The organism is Neoroseomonas lacus, from assembly GCF_014644535.1.
Taxonomy (GTDB): domain Bacteria; phylum Pseudomonadota; class Alphaproteobacteria; order Acetobacterales; family Acetobacteraceae; genus Neoroseomonas; species Neoroseomonas lacus.
Genome location: NZ_BMKW01000005.1, coordinates 1 through 24,966, shown reverse-complemented (window position 1 = coordinate 24,966; position 24,966 = coordinate 1). Strand labels below are relative to the sequence as shown.

The following is a 24,966-nucleotide window of genomic DNA, read 5'->3' as shown; positions in this document are numbered from 1 at the left end:
GGCAATCGGTCAAGGCGTTTCGATCGTTGGTGGATTGGCCCCGTCCTGCCAACCCGCATGAACGCAATACCGATGCAGCGACCGACGCAGCAGCGCCAGTACACGGCGCTGATCCATGCGCAGTTCATCCGCAGCCTGGCGCAGCCCTCGTCCCATGACCGCAATCAGTATCGTCAGGTGCTCGAGCGTGCATTCCGGCTTCACAGCGAAGGCACGCGCCCAATCCTTCCACGGCGCAAAGCGCGTGTGCTCCGCCTCGACCAACGACAGCCACAGCGTGCCATCGCCGGAATAGGCACTGTCGGCCAAGCGCTCGCGGAACTGCGTGCGCGTCACGGGCTCATGCTCACCAGACTGCCAACCGAGAACGGCTTCGATCTCATGCCCGGCCCGCAGCTCGGCAGCGGTGATACGGCGACGCTCGCGCAGCGCGGCGAGGCTGTCACGCGTCAGGTTGCGGCGCTTCTCCCATGCCTCGAAGGCAGCAAGCTGCTTCTCCGGTTCCGGCGCTGCTTCGCCAAAGACCTGCACCACCATCGACTGCGTCGTGACGAATGGCCGTGGCCCGACATCAGTTCGCACATGCCCCACGATCTTCGTCAGCATCCCGTCCATCGCCTTGCCCTTCCCTGCCATTTGTCCCGCCTGTCCCGCCAACTGTCCCTCTACCAACCCTCTAACCCTTTGAAATTATTAGAAGCGGGACAGAGGGACATGCGGGACAGTCGTATTCCCCATGCACCTGCGCCCGCTGGCGCACACACACATGAGACCCCCTGTGTCCCGCTTGTCCCGGTGTCCCGCATCCAACGATCTCAACGACTTAGGCCGTGAAATGCGGGACACTCAGCGGGACAGAGCGGGACAGTTCGACCCCTAGAACGCGTCTCCCTCCCCGCCATGGCCATGGCCAGGCAGCAGCTCCGGCGCCAGCCAGACGGCCTGCGCCCTGTCGTTCTCGCCAGAGAAGCGGATGCGCGTTCGCACCACGGCCGCCCGGAATTCCGCACCGTCGGGCAATCGTCGTCGCAGCTGCGCCAACACGGTGCCCCATCGCCCCGACTGCCATTCCGTACCGGCGAACAGCTTGCCCAGCGCGGGCCGGCGACCTGTCGCCACGTACAACCCTCGACTCAGCCCGCTATCGACGGGGTACGGGGCCAGCCGCAGGCCGAGCTCGTGCAGGTGCCGCTCCGCCGGCGAACCCGCCTCCCGCAGCGCCCTGGCAACCAGCGTCGCCACCGTCTCGCTATGGGCCGTCGCAATCAGCACCGGGGACGCCATCAGGTGCTGGAGGCAGCGGGCGGCGGTGCTGTCCTCGGCCTGCTCATCCTCCGTCACCAACCATGGCGTGACCCAGACCAGCGCTTCCTCCGCGCCATCCGCCGTCAATGGTTCGTCGGAGACCATCGCCTCGCGCGCCGCGATCAGCCAACCGAGCCGGTCCATGTGGCGGGGCGAGCAGCCTGCCCTGTCGAGCGCCTGGCGGGCGACGACGGCATTGGCCTTGATGCGGGGCCAGGCGGCGATCGCCCTGCCCCACAGCGCCGGCGCCATGGCCCTGCAGCGCGCGAGCAGCGTCGCTTCCTCGAGCGGCGGCGCGCCCTGCGGCCGCGGCCACAGCATGACGTTGAGGATGCGCGTCGCCTCCGCCGCATTCGCCACCGGCGCGCCGATCGCACCCACCATGGCGGTGCCGACAACCTCGGTGACCAGCCCCTGCTGCGAGGCCTGGCCGCGGAAGCTGCGCGAGCCCTCATTGGTCACGATCCGGCGCAACAGGCCGAGCACGCGCACCTGTTCCTCGCCCTCGAATTCATCGAGCACGACGGGGGCCGCGCGCCCGTTCATGCGCTGCCGCAGGCCGCTTTCCGTCGTGTCGTCGGTCCATTCACCGGCAGGGCACAGCGCGGCGACACATTTGAGCAGCGTCGTCTTGCCTCCGCCTTCCTGGCCATCGACGATGGTGAGCGGGCGCATGGGCGGCGCGGCACCGAGATTGGCCAGCGCAACCCAGCCGAGCAGCACCTTCTCCGTCGAATGCGCGTTCCAGTTCCACTTGCCGAACAGCGCTTCGGCTTCCAGCGCCAGCGCGGGGGCTGGGGGTGGAAACCTGCCTTGCCGCCCATCATGCGGCAGGGGCATCGGCGGGCCGCCGATATAGGCCACGCCATCGCGCAGGAAGGAGGGCCGGCGCGCGTCCTGCCCAGGGAACAGCACCGCATTCCCGCAATGCACGACGAGTTCGCCATTGTGCAGCCAGACGCCAGGCCCGCGGCGCGGCATGGTCGGGTCGAACAGCCCGACATCAAGCATGCGCGCTGCGATCGCCTTGTGGACCTTGCGCGGCGCATAGTCGTTCGTGCGCAGCCCCTCCCGGTCGTATTCGGGCCAATGGCGTGCCGCCCAGCCATCGGCGTCGCCGGCGAGCAGCACCGTGAGCGGCCCGCGCTGCGACAGGCGTGAGGCGTTCATGCCGATGACCTGGTGGTAGCTGTCACGGAACCACCAGGTCTCGCCCTGCACACCGAGACATTCGAAGGGCGCATCGGCCCAGTCGAGATCCTCGGGTGGCGATTCCGGCGGCGCGCCACCACCCCCACCGCGCTTCTTGCCCTTGCCGCCTTCGACCACGCGGAGATGGCGGTCGGCATCGGCTAGGGCTTCGTCAAAACCATCATCGCTACCGAAGATCGCCGACACGCGGGACGCTCCTATACCCACAGATGCGGACGATGCGGCGCGCCGCCTCGCCGCGTCCGACTTCCCAGATGAAGGCGCCGAGTTCCGTCAGGCTGAGGCCGCGCGCGCCACGCGACACCGTCATCCAGTGGCCCGTTGCCGAGGCAACCCAGGCGACGTGTGCGCCATCCTTCCCGGCCATCAGGAAGACCGGCTCGTCGCCGCATGCGTCGCGCAGCGCAGGGGACCGCAGACGGTTCTCGTACCAGAGCGGCGTGCCGAAGCGCGGCGCGTGGAATATGCGCGACACCAACCCCATGCCGGCGAGGACACGCGCCAGATTGCCGACGCCATGCGTCGCGACGATGTCGGCGAAGATCCACGCCGGAGCCTCGCCCTCTTTCGATCCCCGGCGCGGCGGATCGAGACGCGACATGAAGACGGATGCCGCCTCGTGCCAGAAATCGACGAAGGGCGCTGCCGACACCTCACTCACCGCAGCGCGTCCCTGAGCACCGCGATCGCTTCCTCGGCGAGCGGCTTGCCGTCGAAGACTTGGCCGGCGAGGTCGATCGCGGTGCGGATCGCCGCCTCGAGCCGTTCGGCGCGCGGCAGCACGACCACGCAATCCGGCACCGGGATCGCGTCGATCTTCTGAATGGCTGCGGCGATCACCGCGCGCCCGGCGGGCTTGTCGTATTCGCCCTCAAGCGAACGCACCGCGAAGCGCGCGGCGAGGCGGGCAAGGCGCCAACCTTCGGCCTGCCGGTCGGCCTCGGTCGCCGTTCGCGGCGGTGCGAGGGCGGCGCTCATAGCTGTCGAGCCCCATCGATGGGGACGGGCCAGGCCGCGACCTGCTGTTCCGCCAGGCGCTTTGCCTCATCAAGGCTGGCATGGGCGCGGCCTGCGGTGATCACCGCCTCATCCGTCCCCGGCAGCATGTCGACGATCCAGGCCCAGCCGTTGCTGTACCCCAAGACGCGAGCCTCGCCCTGGCCTTCCTCGCCACAAGGGGCGATCCAGCCATGGGCATCACGGGTCCAGTACAGCGGAGGCGAGGCGGATCCATCCGGCATGCCTATTCCTCCGCGTCGTTCAACAGCACCGCAGTGGCTTGTTCGCAGGCAGCCAGCAGCTCCAGAACTTCGGTCGCGATGCGCTGACGCTCTGCGCGGCTCAGCTTCCCGTCGGCCGTGGCGGTGACATAGGCGGCGCCGACCTCGCTACTGCTGGTCAGGACCTCGGCGATCGACCGGCCGACGCGACCCCGCGCAGGGACGATTGGCACCAGGCGGCGACCAGCCATGCTCGCAAGGATGGCGGTGACGCGCGGCGTGCCACCCACGGCTTCCAGATCCGCGACGACATCGACCGCAGGCATGCGGTTCGCCCGATGCGGATCATAGCTCTCGGCAATCGAGGAGGCGGCGAGGCGCGACACGCTGGCGGCCGCGTCGATCCCGCCGACATCCTCGACCAGCAGCCGCATGGCGGTTTTCAGCGCGGCGACGTCGACGGGGGAAAGGCGCGTGGTCATAACGCCACCACGGCGGAACGGTTCCGGATGCGGGGGCGTCTGGCGAGCGGCACGGTGCGGGCCATGCCGAGACCTGAGCCAGCAAGGACCGTCATGCCGCTTCCCCGGTCATGCGCGCATGCGCGATGCTGCTTGCCCAGGAAGGGAGAACGGCATGCGCAACACGGTGTTCGCCGGCCAGCTTGTCGGTTGGCTGGCGATTGTCGGCGGCGCGATCGTCGTGTTGATCGGCCTGACGGCGGACCAGACGGATATCGACTGGCGAATGCGGGCGGCGATGCGGGCTGGCCTTGTCGCGCAGGGCCTGTCCGGCGCGGCAGCTGGTGTGGTGTTCTTGCTGCTGGCCGGCATCTTGGGGACACTGCTGGACCTGCGCGACGATGCACGAGCCGCACAAGCGCGGAGGGAGGCCGGCGCGCGAGCCACTGCCCGAGACGTCCGCCAGGCCGTGACCGCTCCCACCGCAAGACAGCAGCCCATCACCCGGTCGCCGGCATCGTGGCCCGCCAGCGCTCCATCCAACACCGGCGGCCATATTGGCGACCCACCGAAGGTCGCAGTACCCTCGCGCTACGACATGATGACCAGGCACGGGGAAGCGCTCGGCGCGGCAGCGTGGGAATTGCTGAGCACGGCCGCGAAGGCCGGAATTGCCCTGCCCGAGGCGGACGCCGTCCGAAAGGTTCGCGAGGGGCCGCGGCACGACTAGGCGACCTTCGCCGTCGAGGCGACACTTTCCGCTACGGGCAGATCGTAGAAGTCGGCCGGCCCAACCGCGCCCTTCGTCACCTCGACGATGCGCCGCATGACTTCAGGCCGCGGGATTCGCTCGCCACGAACGTACCGATTGACCGTGGCCTGACCGATGCCGAGCAAGCGGCCCAACTGGGCCTCCGACAATTCGCGTGCCAACATGAAATCGCGCAGCTTCATGCCCCAAACATGCCAATATGGGGTTATTTGTCAAGCCATATTGGTGTTATTCTATTCAACGCCAATTCGGCATGATCACGGCATGGCTAACATGCTGAAAGTGCTACGAGAGGCGGCCGGGCTCACCCAGGCCGCGCTGGCGGCACGGATCAACACGACCCAGTCGCAGATTGATCGGCTCGAGAAGGGGGAGCGCCGCCTCACGGTCGATTGGATGACGCGGCTTGGCGGCGCCCTGGGCGTGGAGCCAGCGGCGCTCATGGCGCCAGTCGAGGGTGGGGTTGCAATTCCCCTTCCTCCGCCACTTCCGCAGCGGCATGAGATGCCGCGCGACGTGCCGGTGTTCGGCACTGCGATGGGCGCAAATGGCGACGGCGCCTTCACCATCAATCTCGGCGGCCAGGTGGACATGGTCCGCCGAGGTCCCGGTATCGCTAACAGCCGCGGCGTTTTTGCCATCTACGTCGAGGGCGAAAGCATGGCGCCTCGGTTTCAGCCTGGCGAGCTGGTCTATCTCGACAAGAACAGGCCGATCCGCATGGGCGATGACGTGGTATTGGTCGTCGAAATGCCGGGCAAAGGCGACGAACCGCGCGCCTACCTGAAGCGACTAATGCGACGCACAGCCGATCGATGGATTTGCGAGCAGTTCAATCCGCCCAAGACGGTCGAGTTTGACGTTGCTTCCCTGAAGGACAAGTTTCGGGTCCTTACGCTGAACGAGGTGATGGGCGTCTAGCGCCGCATCACCTGCCCTCCCAGCACCACCCACAGGGCGCCTTAAAATGCTGGAACAGCAGAGGACGGATTGCGAAGGCGCAGGTCAGCGTACAAAGCTAGACGCTCGACATTGCGCCGAGCTTCAATTGCCTCGATCTCAGTCACACAACTCTCATCCCTCCGGCGAGCACAATTCCGTTGAGCTGTAGCAATTGCGGTGGCGGCCCGCCGCTCCACGGCGTTGATCCTCGAAGCGAAATCGACACTGCCGGTACCTGCCATCGCCCCGACCCCAAGCTGCGGCGTCATGCGAATCCGAACCGCGCGCGGATACTGATTCCAGGCCCCGGTGGACGCATCGACAATTAGGCCGATGCCGCCACCGATGATCAGGTTTCCGTAGGTCCTATTGTCCATCTCGCTGTTCACAACGGCCGCGCCCGGAAAGTAGCCAGGCCGGGTGCAATCGACCGTAATGTCATACGGTGATTTATGAACGACGACCGTCGCCGGTGTCTGCTCAATCGTTGCGATGGTCTCCCCTCGATGCCTGACCTCGCAACGCGCCCCTGGCGGATCGGTTGCCACAAGAAGGCCCTGGCTCGCCCCCTCCGTAATGGTCGAGCAGGCTGGGAGGACAAGGGCCGCCAAAAGCGCAAGGACTGCTCGATTCATCTTCTGGGCACGCTCCGGATTGCGAGGAATGTCTTGACGCAATTGAAACATTATGAGGCTCCGGCATCAAGGACGCGTGATCAATTCGGGGGTGATTTTCAGGTCGATCATTAGCACCCTGTCGGCGAAGATCTGGCCATCTCAGATAACCCCATTTTGGCGTTGACGATTCAACACCATTTTGGCATTTTTCCCTCGCAACCTAGCGAGGCACCCATGCCCGACACCCCTAGCGTCCCCAGCGGCTTCGACACGCTGATGGACGCCCTCGCCGCCGAGGCGCTGACCGACAAGGCCAAGTTCCAGCGCGCCGCGGCGTTCCGCATGGCGGTTGAACGCCTGGCCGAGCGCTGGACCTTCGGCGCCCCACCGCACACCCCGAAGAAGGCGAAGGCCGGCGCGCCGGCTGCCGGTCCCGAATACCCGGCCGCGTCGGAGGTCTGACCATGTCCGACGAGCTCCTTGTCGCCGCCATGATCGTGAGCGGCTTCGGCTGGCCCGCCATCACCGCCGCCGTCGCGCGACGGCTGGGGGTGCTGTGATGCGCCTCACCCTCCTCCGTGACCAACCCGCCGAACCAGCGACCATCGCCGAGCTGCAGCGTCGCATCGAAGACCTGCCGCTCGGTCTGTCCGCAATCGGCCGCTTCCTGCTCTCCATGCCCGGCCTGACGGCCGACCATTTGTTGACCTGGGCCGAGGCCTGCGACGAGGCGGCGGGCGAACTGACCGGCCTGTTCCGTCCGTCCATGGACGACGGCTACGGCGCGCTCGCCGCCATCCTGCGCGACGCCGCGCCGCGCTTCCCGCACCCGCCGCGCATGCCGCTCTCCGCCGAGGAAGCCGACGCCTCCATCCTCGCCCGCCGCATCTTCGCGGCCGGCCTCTCAACCGCAGGGGGTTCATGATGGCCACGCTCGACCGCCGCCCGCCGCACTTCCCGCTGCTGCCGCGCATCACCCATTCGGCGCAGACGGGCTGGACCTATCTGCGCTGGGGCCGGCGCCTGACGCGCATCGACCCGGGCGTCACCGCCGCCGAGCGCCTGCTGTGGGGCGAGGACCAGGCCGGCCTGATCTTCACGCCGCCGCCGATCACCCGCCGCCATCCCCTGGTGCAGGCCATCGCCCTGGTGGTGTTCGTCCCGTTGGCCGCCGTGCTGGTGGTGAACGTCGTGGCGGGGCTGCTGTCATGACGACGTTTCACCATGTGATGGACACACCCCTCACCGTCCTGATGCGCGTCGCCGTGCGCATCGGCGCCCATCCGGACTTACGCGCCGAACAGGAACAGATCGTCGCCGCGGTGCAGGCGCTCGAGGCCGTGCGCATCGGTGTCGCTCACATGGAAGGCGCGCCGAGCCGCCCCGAACCGGCCACCATCTCGCCCTGCGCGATCGTGGATCTCGGAGCCATCCGCGCCGCGCGTGCTGACGGGGCGGTGCGGCTGTGAACGCCATCACCATCACCGCAGCCTCGCTGCATCGCGCGCTGACCGAGGTCGAGGCCACGGGCCGCATCCAAGGCACCGCCGCCTATGCCGGTGGAATCGCCGCCCTGCGCGCGTTGTTCGGCCCGAACAGCGCTGAACCGGAACCGCCGATCCGGCAGATGCCCATCGAATGGTCGGCCTTGCTTCAGCCGACGCTGCCGCCTTTCGTTCCCGTGCAGCCGCAGGGTCACATGTCGCGCGGCCCCGCCCCGACCCTCGCACAGGAAGAAGCCCAGCCCGCGCACGCGGACTCGCTGCCCAGCGCCGACCCGCCCATCGACATTCCCCCCCTGCCCGCCGGCCCAGGAAACGCGAGTGACTTCGCGCTGGCCTCCCCGGCAGCAGAGGCAGCGGCGCAGCCCTTGGCGCCCGCACCTGCCCCTCCGCCGGTCCTGGCGACGGAGGGGATTTCTCCCTCACCCGAGGCCGACCATGCCCCCCCCGGTAAGGTCCGCGAGCCGGCACTGCTGCATCCGATGCGCGAGGCCGCCTTCCGCGCGGCATGGTCTGATCCGACTGTCACCAATGCCGTCATCCGCGCGCGGCTGAACGCCACGCCAGGCCGGGAGATCAAGAACGATCCGGCGCTGTATCGCATCGCTGCCTCCCTCAACCTGCCGAAGCGCAGCGACCTGTTCACTCGCGCGCCTGGCACAGCCGAAGCCCCAGCCAACAACCCCGAGATCACCTCGCCTTCCGAGTCCGCCGAGGCGGAGCCTGAGGCCGCATCGTTGCCGCCGATGGCGGAAGCGACGCCCGACCCGATCCGGCGCCCGTCCGGCCTCAGCGCGGATGACCTGGCCGAGGGCGACCGGAACATTCGCGCCGGGTGGACCGTGGCCCAGATGGTCGACTGGTTCGGCATCACGTCCCCGGAAGCCGCAGCATGGCATGCCGGGCTCCGCGCGATGGACGAACTTTTGAAGCCTGCGGCGGAGAGCGTCGTCGCCGACGATGAACCCGACGACGCGCCGGACACCGCGTCCGAGGTCGACGAAGGCGCCGCCGTTGAGGCCTCCGGGATGGCAGCACCAGCGACGGCAGAGACGATCGCCGCCCCCATTGCTCTGTCCTTCCCCGAGGACGCGCAAGGCCGCGAGATCTGGGAAGCCTTCGACAGCGGCATGAGCGTGCGCGACGTCGGCGCCGACTTCGGCATCCGGCTCTCCACCCTCACCAACACGCACGCGCTCTGGCAGCTCACGCGGCGGAAGGAGTTGGCATCATGAACGACACACCGGTCTACCCCGCCGGCGACTTCGCCATCGTGGAACTGTTCGGTCACACAACGCTGATCGGGCGCATCGCGGAGGTCGAAAGGTTCGGCGCCAAGATGATGGCGCTGGAACCCCTCTTCGCCAATGAACTGCTCCCAGCGGTGTTCCACGGCGGCGCGTCCATCTATCGCCTGACGCCGTGCACCGCCGAGGTCGCGTTCGCACGGCAGCCGCGCGAGGCATGGCAACTGCCGGCGCCGATCCGCTGCATCGTACCGGCGGGGCTTCTGCCAGCGCCGGAGCCGCGTGGCGATATCGGCGCCGACGAGGATGAGGAAGACGTCATCGGCCCGGATGGGTTCCCGCTGTGAACGCCCCCCTCCCCGCCGCGACGCTTCTCATGCTCGCGCTCGACAGCCTCGGCACCAACGGCCCCTACCAGCAGCGCCGCACCCCCGCCTCCGCCGAGGCCGATGCCGGGCTGGTCGAGAGCATCCGCATCATGGGCGTGCTGCAGCCCATCCTGGTCCGCTGGGATGACGAGGCGCGGCAGCACCAGGTGGTGGACGGGCACCGCCGCGTCACCGCCGCGCGCGCGGCCGGCTTCGAGACCATTCGCGCCCTGCCGGTCGAAACCGATGAACGCACGAGCCTCGCCGCCGGCGTCGCCGCCAACCTGCAGCGCGCGGCGCTGGCGCCGGTCGACCAGTGGCGTGCGCTGGTGCACCTGCAGGAAATGGGCTGGACGCTGGACGGCGCGGCCGGCGCGCTGGGCATCGCGAAGCGCACCGCCAAGCAGCTCGACAAGCTCGGTCGGCTGCACCCTTCCATGCTGTCGGCGATCGAGCAGCACGACATGCCGGAGGAGGAGGAAATCGCCATCATCGCCGGCGCGCCGATCGAGGTGCAGGAAGCGGCGCTGAAGAACCCCAACGCCTGGGATGATGACTACAGCGAGGACGGCACCGGCACAGTGATGAAGGTGCCGAACTGGTATGACATCGCGGGCCTGTGCCGCGTGCGGCGCATCCCGCAATCGCGCGCGATCTTCGACGTCGAGAAGGCCGACGAGATCCGCTGGGACGAAGACATGTTCGCCCAGCCCGACGACGCCGACCGGTTCACCACCACTGACATCGAGGGCTTCATTGCCGCGCAGAATGCGGCGCTGGTGTCGCGCGCGAAGCGCGGCAAGCTGCGCGCGGTGGAATGGGACGCGAAGGAGAACGCGCCCCGACTGCCGGCGGGCTGGAAGCGGTGCTTCGATATCAAGACACCGGGCGCGATGCGCTTCGCCGCGGTGAACCCGGGCGGCTACAGCCTCGGCGTCATCGTTGAACTCTACGCGGTGCCGCCGCCCGAGCCGGCCGGCGGCGCGAAAGCTGCGGCGGGATCGTCCACCACGGCGCCCAAGAAAATCACCGCCCGCAGCCAGGCCGTTGACGACACCGCGCCGGACGATGCGGAACTAGTCCACCCCGATGGCGGCGACGATGCCGAGGACGAGGGCGACGATTTCGAGGCCGCCCCCGCGCCGGCAGCGAAGCCAGGTCGCGGCCCGCTGACGGAGAAGGGCCGCATCCTGGTCGCCCAGGCGAAGACCACGGCCATCCGCTGCGCGCTGCGCGACCGGCGCGACCACACGCCCGGCGACCTGCTGATGGTGCTGGTGCTCGCCCTGTGCGGCGACAATGTCGACGTGCGCGGCGACCCGGCCAGCAAATACACCCGCACCAGCTTCGTCGACCTGGCCGCGCGCATGGTTGCGAAAGACGGCACCGTGGATCCTGACCTTGGCCTTGGCGCCGTCATGGCGATCGCCGCCGAGGCCGCCGCGCGCATGATCGTCTGCGCCCCGACTGGCGCCTTCGGCAACACAAGCGGCGCGGCCGCGGAGTGGATCGGCGCGGCGCTGCGCGCCGATCGCGACATGCCGCGGCTCGACACGCCGGAGATCCTCGCGACCGCGACCGGCGACACGCTGCGCGCCGTCGCGCGCGAGGCGGGCTTGCCGGTTGGTGGCAGCAGCAAGGCGCTGCGCGACCGCCTGGCCGGGCACGCGGAGACGATGGAACTGCCCGGCAGCACCCTCACCGCACCAGGCCCACCGCGCGCGAAGGCGGTGCCGAAAGGGCATGTCGGGCCGTTCCCCTGCGCGGGGTGCAGCGACGCGGAGGCCTGCATCCGGGACGTGGTTTGCATCAGGACGGAGGACGGCAACGGTGAATGACCAGGAACAGCTGTCGATGGCGGAACAGGGACCGCCGGTCATCATGGTCGAGCGCGGCGCTATGATCCGCCTGCTGTCGCGGTCCCTGACGCTCGCGAAGCTTGAGGGGGCAACCGGGCTGGATCCGGCCGGAGGCGCACCGTCGCTCGAGTGCATGCTTGCCGAGATCGGCATCGAGGTCGCGCGTGCCGAAACGCTCTGGCCGCCGATCCATTCGGCGCATGAGGGCTACGCCGTCATCCTCGAGGAGTTCGACGAGCTCAAGGAACACGTCTGGGCCAACCAGAAGCGGCGCGACGTGGTCGCGATGCGGAAGGAGGCGGTGCAGCTCGCCGCGATGGCGGTGCGCTTCCTGCGGGATGTGTGCGATGGCGGGAGGGAGCGGGCGTGACCGTCATCGACGAGATCGCGGCCGAGCGCCGCCGGCAGATCGAGGGCGAAGGATGGTCGCCAGAGCGAGACGATTCCGTGCAGTCGGATGGTCAACTCGCCGCGGCGGCCGGGTGTTACGCGCTGCACGCGGCCGGCATCAGGCTTATGGCACATGCGCCACGCGCGCCGAGGAATTGGCCATGGCACCCGTCTTGGTGGAAACCCAAAGACCGGCGTCACGACCTGATCCGCGCCGCCGCGTTGATCGTCGCCGAGATCGAGCGTCTCGATCGCGCGATGGCGAAGTGCGATTCCGATGCTCGCTGACCGGGAAGACGACCTCACCCCGCGCGAACTCGCCATGATCGCGGCCGGCAAGCAGAAGGCCGAGAACACGCTGACCGGGCGAAGCCTGCTCTACGCGACGGCCGGCGGGGCGCTGGTCGGCGCGCTGCTGTCGCGGTTGCTGGCGACCTGGGGCATCGTGTGATGGGCGCCGACAGCAAGATCGAATGGGCCGCCCCCGCCCTACAGCAGCCGCGCAGCCGCCACGTCGTGCGCCAGATCGTCCCAGACCAGGTGCGGCGGATGCGGACTGCCCACCAGCACCCCGTGCTGGCTCAGCCATCGGATCATGTAGTCGCAGATGTCGGGATGCAGCGTCGCCCTATCGATCAGATCATCCCAGGGCATCCCCATGCCCTCCGTCTCGAGCAGGGCATAGAGCTCGCCGTCACTGATCTGGAACAGCTCGCCCTCGGGCCCGATGGGGAGGATTTCGATCTTGTCGATTTGCATGTTTCGCCTCCACGCACGTCAGGGTGTGATTTTACCCTTTCGCTGCGCGGCATGGATGCACGAATGGGCGAGTGCGCGGCCGGTTTGATCCAGGTTAATGACGATGCCTGACGCCCCGCGCCGCATCCAACTCCGCCGCACCAAAGGCTGGCGCATGCCCGAAGGCGCGGTCTCCGTCGCCCGCCCCACGAAATGGGGCAACCGCTGCCGCGTGGAGCACGTCCAGGGCATCGGCTGGTGCTGCACCGACGTCAGCACCGGCACATCCACCACCGCAGCCGGCCCGAGGGAGGCGCACGCCATGGCCGTCGAGCGGCACCGCGCCGACGTGATGGCGCAGCCGGACCTGGTCGTCGCCGCCAAGCGCGAGCTGCGCGGCAAAGACCTCGGGTGCTGGTGCCCCGAAAGCATGCCGTGCCACGCGGATGTGTGGCTGGAGGTGGCGAATGGGTGATGACCTCCCCACGATGGCCCTCTCGATCAAGCAGCCCTGGGCATGGTTGATCGTCGCTGGCCACAAGGACGTCGAGAACCGCACCTGGTTCACGAATTATCGCGGCCCGGTGCTGATCCATGCCGGCAAGCGCTTCGACTTCGACCCATACCAGCAATGGGCCTGGCCGGAGATCGAGCGGCCGGCGGCCTTCGATCTCGGCGGCATCGTCGGGCGAGCTGACATCATCGATTGCTGCCGCGACTGTCTGTCGCCTTGGTTCGACGGGCCCTACGGCTTCAGGCTCGACAACATGCGCCCGCTGCCATTCCGGCCTTGCCCCGGGAAGCTGGGGTTCTTCCGACCTGACTTCAGCCCGCCCTCCACTAGCCCAAAGCCGCGCCCGGCACCGGCGCGCGCGGACAAGCCTCAAGGGAAGCTGTTCTGATGGCTGAACCCGCCCGTCACTTCACCGTTGCCACCCTGGCTGATCACTGGCAGGTCAGCACAACCCACATCTACGCCCTGATCCAGGCGGGGCGGCTGGGGCATATCCGCCTCGGCTCGGCCATCCGCATCCGTCAGCAGGACGTTGAAGCATTCGAGGCCCAGGCATGGCGCGCCCCAAGCTCGACCGCCCCCGATTCCGCCTCGCCCGCCGCAGCGGTCGTTATTCCATCGAGTTTTGGTGGGAAGGGCGCGCGCACCGCGTTTCAACGGGCGCAGAGGATGAGCGCGAGGCGCGCGTAGCGCTCGCGGCCTTCGAGGCAGGATGGGGAAAAGTCCCGCCTCCGGAGGCCCCATCGATCGGGGCCATTCTCGATGCATACGAAGCCGACCGCATCGCCAACACCGAGCGCCCGCTGCATGCGCCGGGCACCATGAAGGCGTGCATCGCCGCGCTCCGCCGCCATATGGGCGATCTGCCACCAGATCTGCTGACCAAGCCGCGCTGCCGCGCCTACGCGCAGCAGCGCCGGCAGGAAGGCTATGAGGTTGGCCCAAGGGCAGCGCGCCGCACCAAGCCCGTCGCCGCCGGCACCATCATCCGTGAGTTGGTGACCCTGCGTGCAGCGTTCAAATGGGCGGCCGATGAGAAGTGGCTGGCGGTCGCGCCCTTTGTCGAGATCCCGCAGGCTCCGCAATCGCGTGACCGATGGCTGACGCGTGAGGAAGCCGTGCGCCTGGTCGAGGCGTGCGGTGACTTCCATGTCCGGCTGTTCGTGCTGCTCGGACTGCACACCGCCGCCCGGTCGGCCGCCATCCTGGGGCTGAGCTGGGCCGATGTGGATCTGGACGCCGGCCGGCTCTCCTACGGGACCGGGCGCGGCAACAAGGGCCGGGCCCGCGACGTGCCGATCAATCCCGAATTGATGGCGCACCTGCAGGCGGCGAACCAGCTGGCGCAGTCCGACTATGTCGTGGAGTTCGCCGGACACCAGGTGAAGTCGGTGAAGACTGGTTTCCGTGCTGCCTGCAAACGAGCCGGCCTGGTCGGCGTCACGCCGCACACGCTACGCCACACCGCCGCGACATGGGCGGCGCAGGCACGAGTGCCAATGTGGGAGATCGCGGGCCTGTTGGGGCATAGCGACGTGCGCATGGTGGAATCGGTCTACGGCCATCACTCGCCGGACCATTTGCGCGAAGCGGCGGGCGCAGTTGGGCGGGTTTCCGCTCCGATTGGAGAGGTAACTATTAGGGTGAAGAAGCAGAAAATCGTTTGAAATCATGGTGCTGTTGGAGAGGATTGAACTCTCGACCTCTCCCTTACCAAGGGAGTGCTCTACCACTGAGCTACAACAGCGCCGTGCCGTCAGGCGGCGCTCTCTCTAGGCGGATGGGCCAGCCCGCGCAACCCCGTTCCGTCGTGGCGCCACCAACAACGCGCGCCCCGCACCGGCGCCCGGCCTATGGCAGCAGCCCCGAAGCCTCCAGGGCGGGGATCCGGTCGACGATCCGCATGCGCAGGCGATCAAGCTCGGCGCGGTTGGTCAATTCGGGCCGACACAGCGCCGTGCCCCGGGACAGGCTCGCGATGCGCAACCCGTCGACCACAAACATGTCGTGCTGGCCCATCTCGAGCTGCAGGTAGCGGACATAACCCGCGGCCGGCAGTTGCCGGATGCTGCGGCCATTCACCAGCGCCGCGGCCGGCACCAGCCAATCCTCGAAACCAATGAGGCATTGCGGGGCCAGAATGGTGGTTCGGCTGGGCGCGAAACGGTCGAAGGCGCCCTCGATGACCAGCACCGGCGCCGCATCGGGCCGCCGGCCAAGGTCAACCATGGTCTCGATCACGCGCTGGACAGGGCCATAGCCGGCACGTGCCAGGACGATGATGATATCGCCCGCCTCCACCTCATCCGCCGGTACCTCGCCCCGAATCGTCACCACCTTCCCAACCGGCAACACGCCGGTCAGCGCGAGGTCCTCGACGGGCAATCCAGCAGGGTCGGGTTGTCGGGCGCAGGGAGGCGGGCTGCCTCCTTCGGTCATGGCACGTTCCTCCGCGCCCCGATCCGCGGGCCACGCCCACTGGCATCCAGGAAAAGTAATGTTCTCATGGGTTGCCGCCAGACATAAAATCACAACGCCGGCACTCGCTGTCTTGCTTGGCTTGAGGCGGCAGGGCCATCTTCTCGCCATGACAAAAAAGGGAACCACACCGCCCAAGGCAGATGACCGGGCCGCGCGTCTGGCCGCAGCCTTGCGCGAGAATCTGAGGCGCCGAAAGGCCCAGGCCCGCGCACGCGACGCCGCCGCGGACGAGCCCGCGACCCCCGCCAAGGTTGCCGGCGAAAAGCCCATGGGCTAATCGGACGCCCCCGGGGTGACCGGGGGCCGCGCCGCCCCCGGCCCCGCCCCTTCACGGCGCGTTAAGCCGCAGCCCAGGCGACACTCCATGCCCATCATGCCCGACAGCTGGATTCGCCGCATGGCGGCCGAACACGGCATGATCGAGCCCTTCGTCGAGGCCCAACGCCGCGAGGGGGTCATCTCCTACGGTCTCTCCTCCTACGGCTACGACGCCCGCGCGGCCGAGGAATTCAAGATCTTCACCAACGTTGACAATGCGTTGGTGGACCCGAAATCCTTCAACGAGGACGGCTTCGTGACCCGCCGTGGGCCGGTCTGCATTATCCCGCCCAATTCCTTCGTGCTGACCCATACGGTCGAGTATTTCCGCATCCCGCGCGACGTGCTGGTCATCTGTCTTGGCAAATCGACCTATGCCCGCTGCGGCCTGATCGTGAACGTCACCCCGCTCGAGCCCGAATGGGAAGGCCAGGTGACGATCGAGATCAGCAACACCACGCCACTACCCGCCAAGGTCTACGCCAATGAGGGCGTTTGCCAGTTCCTGTTCCTGCAGGGTGCCTCGCCGCCCGAGGTCAGCTATGCCGACCGTCGCGGCAAATACATGGGCCAGCGCGGCGTCGCGCTGCCACGGCTTTAAAAGGTTGAATTGCTGAAATGGACCGCATCCGTATCCGCGGCGGCCGCGCGCTCTCCGGCACCATCCCGATTTCCGGCGCCAAGAATGCCGCGCTGCCGTTGATGGCGACCGCGTTGCTGACCGACGGGCCACTGACGCTGACGAATGCGCCCGACCTCGCCGATGTCGTCACCATGGCCGGGCTGCTTGCGCAGCACGGGCTGACGGTGGAACGCGACATGACCGCGCGCACCATCACAATGTCAGGGGCGGCTACCAACCTCGAAGCGCCCTATGACCTCGTGCGCAAGATGCGCGCCTCGGTGCTGGTGCTCGGGCCGCTGGTCGCCCGTTTCGGTCAGGCTCGGGTCTCCCTGCCCGGCGGTTGCGCCATCGGCACCCGCCCGGTCGACCTGCACCTCAAGGCGCTCGAACAGATGGGTGCCGAGATCGAGATCACCGCCGGCTATATCGAGGCCCGCGCACCCGGCGGCCTCAAGGGTGCGCGCATCATCTTTCCGCAGGTCTCGGTGGGCGCGACCGAGAACATCCTGATGGCCGCCACCCTGGCGAAGGGCACCTCCGAGATCGTCAACGCGGCGCGCGAGCCGGAAATCTCCGACCTCGCCGCCTGCCTGATGCGCCTGGGCGCGCGGATCGAGGGCCTCGGCACCGATCGCCTGATCGTCGAAGGCGTTGGTGCGCTGGGTTCGGCCGTGCATCCCATCATCCCCGACCGCATCGAGGCCGGCACCTATGCCTGCGCCGCGGCCATCACCGGTGGCCAGGTGCTGCTGGGCGGTGCGCGACTGGAACACCTCGGCGCGGTGGTACGCACCCTGCGCGACGCCGGCGTGGATGTCGCCGAGGCCGAGGGCGGGCTGAAGGTCTCGCGCCTGAACGGTCTGCGCGGCACCGATGTGATGACGGAACCCTTCCCGGGCTTTGCCACCGACATGCAGGCGCAGTTCATGGCGCTGATGTGCGTGGCGGAAGGTGCCGCGATGATCACCGAGACGATCTTCGAGAACCGCTTCATGCATGTGCCGGAACTGACGCGCATGGGCGCGCGCATCAACTTCCACGGCTCCTCGGCCATCGTGCGCGGCGTGCAGAAGCTGTCCGGCGCGCCGGTCATGGCGACCGACCTGCGCGCCTCGGTCTCGCTCATCCTCGCGGGCCTGGCGGCACAGGGCGAGACCATCGTCAACCGCGTCTATCACCTCGACCGCGGCTATGAGCATGTCGAGGCGAAGCTCGCCGCCGTCGGTGCCGACATCGAACGGTTGCCGGGCTGAAGCCGAATCGCGATGACAGCCCCCCTGCCCGGCCGGTGATAGGCTCCACCATGGACCACGCGATTCATTCCCCGCTCACCCCGGCGACGCCCGAGGATGCCAGCCCAATCGTGCTGGCCCTGCCAAAGGGCCGCATCCTGTCCGAGATCGGGCCGCTGCTGACGCGCGCCGGCATCGTCCCGGCACCGGATTTCGTGGATGAGAGCAGCCGCCGCCTGCGCTTCCCGACCAACGACCCGGCGCTGGATGTGATCCGCGTCAGGTCCTTCGATGTCGCGACCTTCGTCGCCCATGGCGCGGCGCAGATCGGCATCTGCGGCGCCGATGTGCTGATGGAATTCGACTATCCCGAGATCTACGCGCCGCTCGACCTCGGCGTCGGCCGCTGCCGCGTGTCCATCGCCGAGCCGGTCGTCACGCAGGCCGATGACCCGTCGCGTTGGTCACGCATCACGGTGGCAACGAAATACCCGAACATCGCGCAGCGTCACTTCGCCGCGCGCGGCGTGCAGGCCGAGATCGTCCATCTGAACGGCGCGATGGAGCTGGCACCCTCGATGGGACTGTCGCGCCTGATCGTGGACCTGGTGCAGACCGGATCGACGTTGAAGGCGAATGGACTGCACGAGACGGAGGTGATTGCCACCATCACCTCCCGCCTGATCGTCAACCGCACGGCGCTGAAGACGCGGCCGGAGGCTATCGGCGCCTGGATTGCGCGGTTCCGTGCCGCCTTGGCGGAGCGCGACGCGCGGTGAGTAACAAAGGAAGGTTGGGGGAGGAGAACCTCCCCCAAACCCCTACCCCTTTACTGTCTTTTGGCGCCGCCCGTCGCTGTCAGTCTCCAACCGATAGAAACAGGAGGGGGACCGGGGGAGTTCTCTCCCCCGACCTTTACCCATGAAGCGCCTCAACACCGCCACACCGGATTTCGAACCCGCCTTCGCCGCCCTGCTGGATGAGGCGCGCGAGACCACCAACCGCGTCGATGGCGTCGTGGCTGAGATCATCGCCACCATCCGCGCCCATGGCGATGCCGCGCTGATCGACTACACGACGCGCTTCGACCGCTGGGCGCCGACCGCTCCCGCCGCGCTGCGCGTTACCTCGGCCGAGATCGAGGCCGCCGACGCCTCCATCCGCCCGGAACTGCGCGCGGCGCTCAACCTCGCCGCCGAGCGGATCGAGGCCTTCCACCGCGCCCAGTTGCCGCGCGACCTTGAAATGCAGGATAGCGCCGGGCTGACGCTCGGGATGCGCTGGGGCGCCATCGATGCGGTTGGCATCTATGTCCCGGGCGGCAAGGCCGCCTACCCTTCCTCGGTGCTGATGAACGCGCTGCCAGCCCGCGCGGCGGGGGTGCCGCGCATCGCGATGTGCGTGCCGACGCCTGATGGCGCGTTGAATCCGCTGGTGCTCGCCGCGGCGAAGCGCGCCGGAGTGACCGAGATCTTCCGCATCGGCGGCGCCCAGGCGGTAGCGGCGATGGCCTGGGGCACGGCGTCGATCGGCGCGGTGGACCGCATCGTCGGCCCTGGGAATGCCTATGTCGCGGAGGCCAAGCGCCAGGTTTTCGGGCGCGTCGGCATCGATTCGATCGCCGGCCCGTCCGAGGTCGTGGTGATAGCGGATGCCGACAACGACCCCCGCCACATCGCAGTCGACCTGCTCGCCCAGGCCGAACATGACGAAAGCGCGCAATCCATCCTGATCACCCCTGACGCGACGCTGGCCGATGCGGTCGCCGTGGCGGTCGAAGCCGAGCTCCGCCACCTGCCGCGTGCGGCCATCGCCAGCGAATCCTGGGCACGGCATGGCGCCGTGATCGTGGTGCGGGACCTGGCCGAGGCGGCGACACTGACCAACCGGCTGGCGCCGGAACATCTCCAATTAATGGTAGCGGAACCACGCACGCTCCTGGCGCAGATCCGCCATGCCGGGGCCGCCTTCCTGGGCCGCTTCTGCCCGGAGGCGGTGGGGGACTATGTCGCCGGCCCGAACCATGTGCTGCCCACCGGGCGTACCGCCCGTTTCGCCTCGGGTCTGTCGGTATTCGACTTCCTGAAACGGACCACCTGGGTTGAGGCGGACGAGGCTGCGCTGGTCGCAGTCGGCCCCGCGGCGGTGGCGCTGGCGGAGGCGGAAGGCCTCACCGCACACGCCCGCAGCGTCGCTTTGCGCCTCGGTGGGTGACGCCACGCTTGACCCGGCGGGGGTTGCGGACCATTTTCCCGACGATTTCCGGCGGCGCGACGATGCGCTGCGCTCCCCCATGCGCGCTTGGCGCGCCAGTTACGAGGCCCGATGTCGAAGGAAGATATGATTGAGTTCAGCGGCCATGTCGTTGAACTTCTCCCCAATGCGATGTTCCGCGTGAAGCTGGACAATGAACACATGGTCCTCGCGCATACCTCCGGGAAGATGCGCAAGAACCGCATCCGCGTGCTCGCCGGCGACCGCGTGAATGTCGAAATGACACCCTACGACCTGACCAAGGGCCGTATCACATTCCGATTCAAGTGACCGGCATGCGCCGGGGCCGCTTCAAGTAGCCAGATCATGCCCGATACGCGCCCGCCACTGGTGCTGGCGAGCGCCAGCCCGCGGCGCCTGGACCTTCTGGCCCGGCTGGGCGTGATCCCAGCTCAGGTGGTCGCCACCGACATCAATGAATCGCCGCTGAAGCGCGAAACCCCGCGCCCCTATGCCGAGCGCCTGGCACTCGGCAAGGCGGAGGCGGCGGCCGCGCGCGCGCCGGATGCGCTGGTGCTCGCCGCCGACACCGTGGTCGGCGTCGGTCGCCGCATCCTACCCAAGGCCGAAACGGCGGAGCAGGCGCAGGCATGCCTGACCCTGATCTCCGGCCGCCGGCACAAGGTGACGACCGCGGTCGTGCTGGCACTGCCGGACGGGCGGCGGCTGAAGCGCGTGGTGGAGAGTGCGGTGACCTTCCAGCGCCTCACCGAACAGCAGATCGCCGACTACCTGGCTGGCGGCGAATGGCGCGGCAAGGCGGGCGGCTATGCCATACAGGGCCGCGCCGAGGCCTTCATCCGCTTCCTCTCGGGCAGCCATTCCAACGTGGTCGGCCTGCCGCTGTTCGAGACGGCGCAACTGTTGCGCGGCATCGGATGGCTGCGACCCTGACGCCGTCGTCCTCCGGCGCGACGACCATCCTAGTCAGCGCCTCGCCGGGCGAAGTGCGCACCGCACTGCTGCAAGGCGGCATGCTGACCGAGGCCTGGGTCGAGCGCCCGGCCCGCCCCGATGGTGTCGCGGACCTGCATCGCGGCCGCGTCTCGGCGGTCGCCCCAGCGATGGCCGGGGCCTTCATCGCCCTGGCCGGCGGCGAGACCGGCTTCCTGCCCGAACGCGAGGCGAGCGATCAGCGCCAGCCCATCGCGGCGGCGGTCAATGAAGGCATGATCCTACCGCTGCGCGTCATCCGCGCAGCGCAGGGCGGCAAGGGGCCGCGCGTATCCGCCCGCATCACCGCTGCGGAGGCCGCGCGGATCGCCGCCGCTCCACCCGGCGCCCCCATCCTCGTCGCGCGCGGGCCGCTGGCGGCGGAGCGGCTTGCCACCCGCTACCCGCGCGCTGAGTTGCTGGTTGACAGCACCGCCCTGCTCGCCCGCCTCCGCGGCGCGGTCGGTGATCGGGCTCGCCTGATCCCTGCCCCGGCATTCGACGATTCGATCGAAGCCGAATTCGATATGCTGGCCGGCACCGAGGCACCGCTGCCCGGCGGGGGCCGGCTGCTGATCCACCCGACGCCGGCACTGACCGCCATCGACGTGGATGCCGGCAGCGCAGCCGGAGCACGCGGCGCCCATGGCACGGCGACGCTGAACCGGGAGGCACTGCCCGAACTCGCGCGGCAGATCCGCGCGCGCAACCTCGGCGGCGCGATCATGGTGGATTTCGCCGGCCTATCGCCCAGGCGGCGCGAAGCGCTGGCCGACCCGCTGCGCGAGGCCCTGGCGGCCGATCGGCAGGCCAGGTTGCTCGGCTTCACCCATCTGGGCCTCGCGGAGATCGTGCGCGACCGTGTGCATCCGCCGCTGCATGAGGTGCTCGGCTCGCCGCCTTCGGCGCTGACGCGCGGGCTCGCCGCCCTGCGCCAGGGCGCGCGGGATGCGGCGGCCCGGCCGGGGGCGCGCTTCGCGTTGCTCGCCTCGCCAGCGGTGATCGCGGCGCTGGAGGGCCTGCCTGGCGCGCTGGAAGCCTTCGCCGCCGAGGCCGGCACGGCCCTGCTGCTGCACGCCGACCCGTCGGTTACCCACCCATCGATCCAGGAGGTTGGTCATGGCGGATGACCCGAAGCCCCGCCCCTTACCGCGCTGCCCGATCTGCCGGCGGCCGGCGCAGGCCGCGTCGCGCCCCTTCTGTTCACCACACTGCGCGCAGGTCGATCTCGGGCGCTGGCTGACCGGCAGCTACGCGATACCGGGCGAGCCCGACGCAATACAGGACAATGACGAGGATGACACCTGACCCGGCTGGACAGGCGCCGCTGGCTCGGCTATCCCCGCCGCCTCGCCGGGTTCCAACGGAACCTCATGGGCCCAGGTAGCTCAGTTGGTAGAGCATGCGACTGAAAATCGCAGTGTCGGTGGTTCGATTCCGCCCCTGGGCACCATTCTTCTTTGATTTTATTGGTTTTTTTGGCGAAATTCGGCGCATCCCCCACAAAATCCCCCACACGCGGCTTGCGCCTGCCTGATCCAGTGTGCGCGTGGTCGACTGGGTCCTGCCCTCCCGATAGAGGCCGCGCCGTGGTCGCCATTGAGCGAGCGGCACCCTATGCGGGCTGGGCGCCGCACCCCTCCCCGCCTTGATCTTGGATCGCGACATGCGACGGGGGCCTCAAAAACGGCCGCTATCAGCTTGACCGCGGGCTATCCATGAAATTTTTTTGGGCTCGGAAGGGTGCTTTGGCTGATCAGTAGGAGGCGCTGGCCGGCCCCTCATACAAGCTCTTCGCGTCGGTCGCAGCGCTGATCGCCTGCCTCACTAGCGGGTTGGTCAGGTCCAGCACGCCATAACGCCGCCCCAGCGAACCCATGGTTTCGCCAGCGCGCCAGCCGGCCTCGATGGCGGCCCAGTCCACCCCGACTTTGATCGGTCCCGCCATGGTCAAACGCCCCTCGCGTTGACGGAGCGTGACGGCGCAACCTCCGCGCTACCATCGGCGGCAGAATAGGTTGCCGGCGCGGCGGTGGTGGCCTGCCGCGGCCAGCGCGCGACGCATTCCGGGCGGAGGCGGATCACGCGCTTGAACTCCGGCGCCAAGCGGCGGCGCCCATCCGGGCAGCGCACAAAGAATCCGCGCGGCCCGAAGCCGGATGGCGACCACTCCTCTTCGGTCATGCCGCCCATGAACATGCAGGATACATCATCGCCGGGCAGCGATCCGAGAAGATCAAGCTGCGCGATGAGCCGCATGAGGCCGCCCACCCCCGCCGGCGCCATGCGATTGGTGAGGGAGAAGAAGTCGGCGGCGTTGATCTGGATCGGCTCCGGGGCAAAGTGAGTTGGACGGGGGTGCATGAGGTCAGTCCTTGTTCGGGGTTGAGGTGATGACCACACGCTTGCCGAACATGGAGCGGAGAGCGTGGCCGAAATTCTGTTGGACATGGGAGGCGTGGAAGCCGCCGGGCGCGGCAAGGAGCACCTCGTCGCCGGCTTCCTCGACCACGCCAAGGCGGGCGATCCACTGGCGGAAGTCGGTGGCGCTGATCTGGGCGGATAGGCGCGGCCACCAAGGATGGTCGGGCTCCGCGGCGGTGGCCGGCGCCGGCACGGTGGCCGGCGTATCGCGCCAATGCCCTTTGTTCAGCCAAGTCGCCGGGTAGGGAATGAACTGCGGATCGTCGGCGCGGAATGCAGCCCGCTGGAGGGCGGCCGTCAGGCCCTCGGCCGTTGCTCCCGTCTTGAGGGCGCGGGCGAACGCGCGAGCGGCATCGGTGCGCGCGGCCTTGCGCGGGTAGGCGCATACCACTCCGCGAAACCCTCCGGCTCGCTCTCACGCCGCGACCGCGGCGCGCGGGGGCGGGAAGTATTCTCTATTCCTTCTCCCTCTCCCTTTACTCTCTCTTGCATATGCAGTGGCAATGCCGTGGCATGTCCCGCGGCATCTGCACCGGCAAGTGCCGCGGCATCGTTGCCCGTGGTGGCGGGCGCAGAGCCGTCAACTCCCCACCGCTTCAGCGCCTTCGCGCGTTGCTGACGGCGCGCGCGCCAGGCGGCCAACGCCTTCTCCGCCACCACGGGATGGTAGAGCCGGCCGTCAGCGCAGAGCGTCCACCCGCGCAGACCGCCCGCCTCGCGGACCGTCGTCCATGCGCCCACGTCACGCCCGTAGCCCAGCAAGCGGGCCAGCGCCGCGTCGTCATTCGGAAGGCTCCCGGCCGGCACCTGATGCCAACTCGCAGCCCAGCTAATGACGTTCGCCCATCGTGCTTCCGCGTCAGGCAGCGCGGCCAAGTCGCTATCGCGAAGCCGCGCCACATCCAGCGGCATGTAGGGGAAGCCGCGAAGGTCGCAGTCCGGCGGGGTCAGCGGCTCCGGCGGAGTGTCGTTCGGCGGCAAGATGGGATAGCTCACCGGATGCCCCGGTCACGCCGGCTCGCCACGGGCGAGCGCGCGCACATCCTCCGCACGCATCATCGTGCGATAGCCCACCTTCACGAATTTGAAGCGCCCTTCCTTCTCCCGCCGTCGCAGCGTAGCGATGGAGAGGTCCAGTGCATCCTGTCCGTCGTCGAATGCTTTGAGACGGTGGAGGCGGTCTTCTAACGGAGGCTCTGGCCCATTTGGTTGTGAGGTTAGGCGGCGCGTTGTTGGTGGATCAAGCGTCGCTGTTGGATCGTCTGTCGCTTGATACGTTCACGCTCGAGCAGGATGGTCTGGCCGCGGCCGAGGTAGACGTCAGCCGGGGTAAGATTGCGCAGGCTCTCGTGGTAGCGCTGGTGGTTGTAGTGCGTGACGAAGGCCTCGACCTACGCCTCGAGGTCGCCGGGCAGGTAGTAGTTCTCGAGTAGAATGCGGTTCTTCAGGGTCTGGTGCCAGCGCTCGATCTTGCCCTGGGTTTGCGGATGGCAGGGGGCACCGCGGACATGGTCCATGGCGTTTTCGGCCAA

At 68.3% G+C, this 24,966-nt stretch carries 36 protein-coding genes, 2 tRNA genes and 2 pseudogenes; 25 read left to right on the top strand and 15 right to left on the bottom strand.

The annotated features are described in order from the left end of the window. Window positions 1-9 precede the first annotated feature (9 nt). The 6 genes from IEY36_RS10765 to IEY36_RS10740 form a co-directional block, all read right to left on the bottom strand. On the bottom strand, window positions 10-636 hold the full coding sequence (locus IEY36_RS10765) for a hypothetical protein (protein ID WP_188967075.1): 627 nt from the start codon (window positions 634-636) through the stop codon (window positions 10-12). A 240-nt stretch (window positions 637-876) separates the two neighbouring features. Next, entirely contained in the window at window positions 877-2,703 is a 1,827-nt protein-coding gene (locus IEY36_RS10760; RefSeq protein ID WP_188967074.1) for a hypothetical protein, read from the bottom strand. Further along, on the bottom strand, window positions 2,684-3,178 hold the full coding sequence (locus IEY36_RS10755) for a hypothetical protein (protein WP_188967073.1): 495 nt from the start codon (window positions 3,176-3,178) through the stop codon (window positions 2,684-2,686). The genes IEY36_RS10760 and IEY36_RS10755 overlap by 20 nt, the downstream gene beginning before the upstream one ends. Then, entirely contained in the window at window positions 3,175-3,495 is a 321-nt protein-coding gene (locus tag IEY36_RS10750) for a hypothetical protein (protein WP_188967072.1), read from the bottom strand. The genes IEY36_RS10755 and IEY36_RS10750 overlap by 4 nt, the downstream gene beginning before the upstream one ends. Further along, window positions 3,492-3,758: a hypothetical protein gene (locus tag IEY36_RS10745; RefSeq protein ID WP_188967071.1), complete on the bottom strand. Its 267-nt coding sequence runs from the start codon at window positions 3,756-3,758 to the stop codon at window positions 3,492-3,494. The genes IEY36_RS10750 and IEY36_RS10745 overlap by 4 nt, the downstream gene beginning before the upstream one ends. 2 nt (window positions 3,759-3,760) lie before the next feature. Further along, on the bottom strand, window positions 3,761-4,219 hold the full coding sequence (locus IEY36_RS10740; protein WP_188967070.1) for a hypothetical protein: 459 nt from the start codon (window positions 4,217-4,219) through the stop codon (window positions 3,761-3,763). A gap of 154 nt (window positions 4,220-4,373) precedes the next feature. Between IEY36_RS10740 and IEY36_RS10735 the strand changes: the two genes are divergently transcribed. Next, entirely contained in the window at window positions 4,374-4,928 is a 555-nt protein-coding gene (locus IEY36_RS10735; protein ID WP_188967069.1) for a hypothetical protein, read from the top strand. Here the strand turns inward: IEY36_RS10735 and IEY36_RS10730 are convergent. Beyond that, the gene (locus IEY36_RS10730) at window positions 4,925-5,152 is read right to left on the bottom strand and encodes a helix-turn-helix domain-containing protein (protein ID WP_188967068.1); all 228 of its coding nucleotides are present in this window, start codon (window positions 5,150-5,152) and stop codon (window positions 4,925-4,927) included. The genes IEY36_RS10735 and IEY36_RS10730 overlap by 4 nt on opposite strands. Before the next feature lie 82 nt (window positions 5,153-5,234). Between IEY36_RS10730 and IEY36_RS10725 the strand changes: the two genes are divergently transcribed. Beyond that, a complete protein-coding gene (locus IEY36_RS10725; RefSeq protein ID WP_188967067.1) occupies window positions 5,235-5,891 on the top strand; it encodes an XRE family transcriptional regulator in 657 nt (218 codons plus the stop codon). Between the two features lie 41 nt (window positions 5,892-5,932). Here IEY36_RS10725 and IEY36_RS10720 read toward each other — a convergent pair whose 3' ends face one another. Then, complete coding sequence (locus tag IEY36_RS10720; protein ID WP_188967066.1) at window positions 5,933-6,598, bottom strand: hypothetical protein; 666 nt, start codon at window positions 6,596-6,598, stop codon at window positions 5,933-5,935. 165 nt (window positions 6,599-6,763) lie between these two features. Between IEY36_RS10720 and IEY36_RS10715 the strand changes: the two genes are divergently transcribed. The 10 genes from IEY36_RS10715 (at window position 6,764) to IEY36_RS10670 (ending at window position 12,346) form a co-directional block, all read left to right on the top strand. Continuing rightward, entirely contained in the window at window positions 6,764-6,991 is a 228-nt protein-coding gene (locus tag IEY36_RS10715) for a hypothetical protein (protein WP_188967065.1), read from the top strand. 97 nt (window positions 6,992-7,088) lie between these two features. Next, complete coding sequence (locus tag IEY36_RS10710) at window positions 7,089-7,454, top strand: hypothetical protein (protein ID WP_188967064.1); 366 nt, start codon at window positions 7,089-7,091, stop codon at window positions 7,452-7,454. After that, window positions 7,451-7,741 carry a hypothetical protein gene (locus IEY36_RS10705; protein ID WP_188967063.1) on the top strand — a complete coding sequence of 97 codons (291 nt, stop codon included), beginning with the start codon at window positions 7,451-7,453 and terminating at the stop codon, window positions 7,739-7,741. Before IEY36_RS10710 ends, IEY36_RS10705 begins: the two co-directional genes overlap by 4 nt. Then, entirely contained in the window at window positions 7,738-7,998 is a 261-nt protein-coding gene (locus IEY36_RS10700; protein ID WP_188967062.1) for a hypothetical protein, read from the top strand. Before IEY36_RS10705 ends, IEY36_RS10700 begins: the two co-directional genes overlap by 4 nt. Then, complete coding sequence (locus tag IEY36_RS10695) at window positions 7,995-9,266, top strand: hypothetical protein (protein ID WP_188967061.1); 1,272 nt, start codon at window positions 7,995-7,997, stop codon at window positions 9,264-9,266. Before IEY36_RS10700 ends, IEY36_RS10695 begins: the two co-directional genes overlap by 4 nt. Then, window positions 9,263-9,625, top strand: a complete 363-nt coding sequence (locus tag IEY36_RS10690) for a hypothetical protein (RefSeq protein WP_188967060.1) — start codon at window positions 9,263-9,265, stop codon at window positions 9,623-9,625. The genes IEY36_RS10695 and IEY36_RS10690 overlap by 4 nt, the downstream gene beginning before the upstream one ends. Further along, the gene (locus IEY36_RS10685; protein ID WP_188967059.1) at window positions 9,622-11,484 is read left to right on the top strand and encodes a ParB/RepB/Spo0J family partition protein; all 1,863 of its coding nucleotides are present in this window, start codon (window positions 9,622-9,624) and stop codon (window positions 11,482-11,484) included. The genes IEY36_RS10690 and IEY36_RS10685 overlap by 4 nt, the downstream gene beginning before the upstream one ends. After that, complete coding sequence (locus tag IEY36_RS10680; protein ID WP_188967058.1) at window positions 11,477-11,875, top strand: hypothetical protein; 399 nt, start codon at window positions 11,477-11,479, stop codon at window positions 11,873-11,875. The genes IEY36_RS10685 and IEY36_RS10680 overlap by 8 nt, the downstream gene beginning before the upstream one ends. Next, window positions 11,872-12,183 carry a hypothetical protein gene (locus tag IEY36_RS10675; RefSeq protein ID WP_188967057.1) on the top strand — a complete coding sequence of 104 codons (312 nt, stop codon included), beginning with the start codon at window positions 11,872-11,874 and terminating at the stop codon, window positions 12,181-12,183. Before IEY36_RS10680 ends, IEY36_RS10675 begins: the two co-directional genes overlap by 4 nt. Next, the gene (locus IEY36_RS10670) at window positions 12,173-12,346 is read left to right on the top strand and encodes a hypothetical protein (RefSeq protein ID WP_188967056.1); all 174 of its coding nucleotides are present in this window, start codon (window positions 12,173-12,175) and stop codon (window positions 12,344-12,346) included. The genes IEY36_RS10675 and IEY36_RS10670 overlap by 11 nt, the downstream gene beginning before the upstream one ends. 38 nt (window positions 12,347-12,384) lie before the next feature. Here the strand turns inward: IEY36_RS10670 and IEY36_RS10665 are convergent, their stop codons facing one another. Beyond that, window positions 12,385-12,654 carry a hypothetical protein gene (locus IEY36_RS10665; RefSeq protein ID WP_188967055.1) on the bottom strand — a complete coding sequence of 90 codons (270 nt, stop codon included), beginning with the start codon at window positions 12,652-12,654 and terminating at the stop codon, window positions 12,385-12,387. Between the two features lie 103 nt (window positions 12,655-12,757). On the opposite strand from IEY36_RS10665, the gene IEY36_RS10660 reads away from it, so the two are divergent. The 4 genes and pseudogenes from IEY36_RS10660 (at window position 12,758) to IEY36_RS10650 (ending at window position 14,814) form a co-directional block, all read left to right on the top strand. Further along, window positions 12,758-13,108 (top strand): DUF4326 domain-containing protein, encoded by a 351-nt coding sequence (locus IEY36_RS10660; RefSeq protein ID WP_229681246.1) that lies wholly within the window; start codon window positions 12,758-12,760, stop codon window positions 13,106-13,108. After that, window positions 13,101-13,535: an ASCH domain-containing protein gene (locus tag IEY36_RS10655; protein WP_188967053.1), complete on the top strand. Its 435-nt coding sequence runs from the start codon at window positions 13,101-13,103 to the stop codon at window positions 13,533-13,535. Before IEY36_RS10660 ends, IEY36_RS10655 begins: the two co-directional genes overlap by 8 nt. Next, a pseudogene (locus IEY36_RS31325) lies at window positions 13,535-13,684 on the top strand (helix-turn-helix domain-containing protein); the annotation flags it as partial. The gene IEY36_RS10655 and the pseudogene IEY36_RS31325, both read left to right, overlap by 1 nt. A gap of 17 nt (window positions 13,685-13,701) precedes the next feature. Further along, the gene (locus tag IEY36_RS10650; RefSeq protein WP_188967052.1) at window positions 13,702-14,814 is read left to right on the top strand and encodes a tyrosine-type recombinase/integrase; all 1,113 of its coding nucleotides are present in this window, start codon (window positions 13,702-13,704) and stop codon (window positions 14,812-14,814) included. A 5-nt stretch (window positions 14,815-14,819) separates the two neighbouring features. Here the strand turns inward: IEY36_RS10650 and IEY36_RS10645 are convergent. Both IEY36_RS10645 and IEY36_RS10640 read right to left on the bottom strand, forming a co-directional pair. Further along, window positions 14,820-14,894: transfer RNA gene (locus IEY36_RS10645), tRNA-Thr, on the bottom strand. A 104-nt stretch (window positions 14,895-14,998) separates the two neighbouring features. Then, on the bottom strand, window positions 14,999-15,586 hold the full coding sequence (locus IEY36_RS10640; RefSeq protein WP_188967051.1) for a Hint domain-containing protein: 588 nt from the start codon (window positions 15,584-15,586) through the stop codon (window positions 14,999-15,001). Between the two features lie 406 nt (window positions 15,587-15,992). Between IEY36_RS10640 and dcd the strand changes: the two genes are divergently transcribed. The 9 genes from dcd (at window position 15,993) to IEY36_RS10595 (ending at window position 22,463) form a co-directional block, all read left to right on the top strand. Next, a complete protein-coding gene (gene dcd, locus IEY36_RS10635) occupies window positions 15,993-16,547 on the top strand; it encodes a dCTP deaminase (RefSeq protein ID WP_188967050.1) in 555 nt (184 codons plus the stop codon). A gap of 17 nt (window positions 16,548-16,564) precedes the next feature. Further along, complete coding sequence (murA, locus tag IEY36_RS10630; RefSeq protein ID WP_188967049.1) at window positions 16,565-17,824, top strand: UDP-N-acetylglucosamine 1-carboxyvinyltransferase; 1,260 nt, start codon at window positions 16,565-16,567, stop codon at window positions 17,822-17,824. A 50-nt stretch (window positions 17,825-17,874) separates the two neighbouring features. Then, a complete protein-coding gene (gene hisG / locus IEY36_RS10625) occupies window positions 17,875-18,582 on the top strand; it encodes an ATP phosphoribosyltransferase (protein ID WP_188967048.1) in 708 nt (235 codons plus the stop codon). Between the two features lie 142 nt (window positions 18,583-18,724). Then, on the top strand, window positions 18,725-20,017 hold the full coding sequence (gene hisD / locus IEY36_RS10620) for a histidinol dehydrogenase (RefSeq protein ID WP_188967047.1): 1,293 nt from the start codon (window positions 18,725-18,727) through the stop codon (window positions 20,015-20,017). 111 nt (window positions 20,018-20,128) lie between these two features. After that, the gene (gene infA, locus IEY36_RS10615) at window positions 20,129-20,347 is read left to right on the top strand and encodes a translation initiation factor IF-1 (RefSeq protein WP_188967046.1); all 219 of its coding nucleotides are present in this window, start codon (window positions 20,129-20,131) and stop codon (window positions 20,345-20,347) included. Between the two features lie 36 nt (window positions 20,348-20,383). Further along, window positions 20,384-20,971 (top strand): Maf family protein, encoded by a 588-nt coding sequence (locus tag IEY36_RS10610; protein WP_188967045.1) that lies wholly within the window; start codon window positions 20,384-20,386, stop codon window positions 20,969-20,971. Further along, entirely contained in the window at window positions 20,956-22,140 is a 1,185-nt protein-coding gene (locus IEY36_RS10605) for a ribonuclease E/G (protein ID WP_188967044.1), read from the top strand. The genes IEY36_RS10610 and IEY36_RS10605 overlap by 16 nt, the downstream gene beginning before the upstream one ends. Then, a complete protein-coding gene (gene yacG, locus IEY36_RS10600; protein WP_188967043.1) occupies window positions 22,130-22,318 on the top strand; it encodes a DNA gyrase inhibitor YacG in 189 nt (62 codons plus the stop codon). Before IEY36_RS10605 ends, yacG begins: the two co-directional genes overlap by 11 nt. A gap of 69 nt (window positions 22,319-22,387) precedes the next feature. Continuing rightward, window positions 22,388-22,463: transfer RNA gene (locus tag IEY36_RS10595), tRNA-Phe, on the top strand. 303 nt (window positions 22,464-22,766) lie between these two features. Here IEY36_RS10595 and IEY36_RS10590 read toward each other — a convergent pair. The 4 genes and pseudogenes from IEY36_RS10590 to IEY36_RS30595 all read right to left on the bottom strand — a co-directional run. Further along, entirely contained in the window at window positions 22,767-22,958 is a 192-nt protein-coding gene (locus IEY36_RS10590; protein WP_188967042.1) for a hypothetical protein, read from the bottom strand. Between the two features lie 2 nt (window positions 22,959-22,960). Next, on the bottom strand, window positions 22,961-23,374 hold the full coding sequence (locus IEY36_RS10585; protein ID WP_188967041.1) for a hypothetical protein: 414 nt from the start codon (window positions 23,372-23,374) through the stop codon (window positions 22,961-22,963). A gap of 4 nt (window positions 23,375-23,378) precedes the next feature. Next, complete coding sequence (locus IEY36_RS10580; protein ID WP_188967040.1) at window positions 23,379-23,825, bottom strand: DnaA N-terminal domain-containing protein; 447 nt, start codon at window positions 23,823-23,825, stop codon at window positions 23,379-23,381. An 826-nt stretch (window positions 23,826-24,651) separates the two neighbouring features. After that, a pseudogene (locus tag IEY36_RS30595) lies at window positions 24,652-24,966 on the bottom strand (integrase core domain-containing protein); the annotation flags it as partial.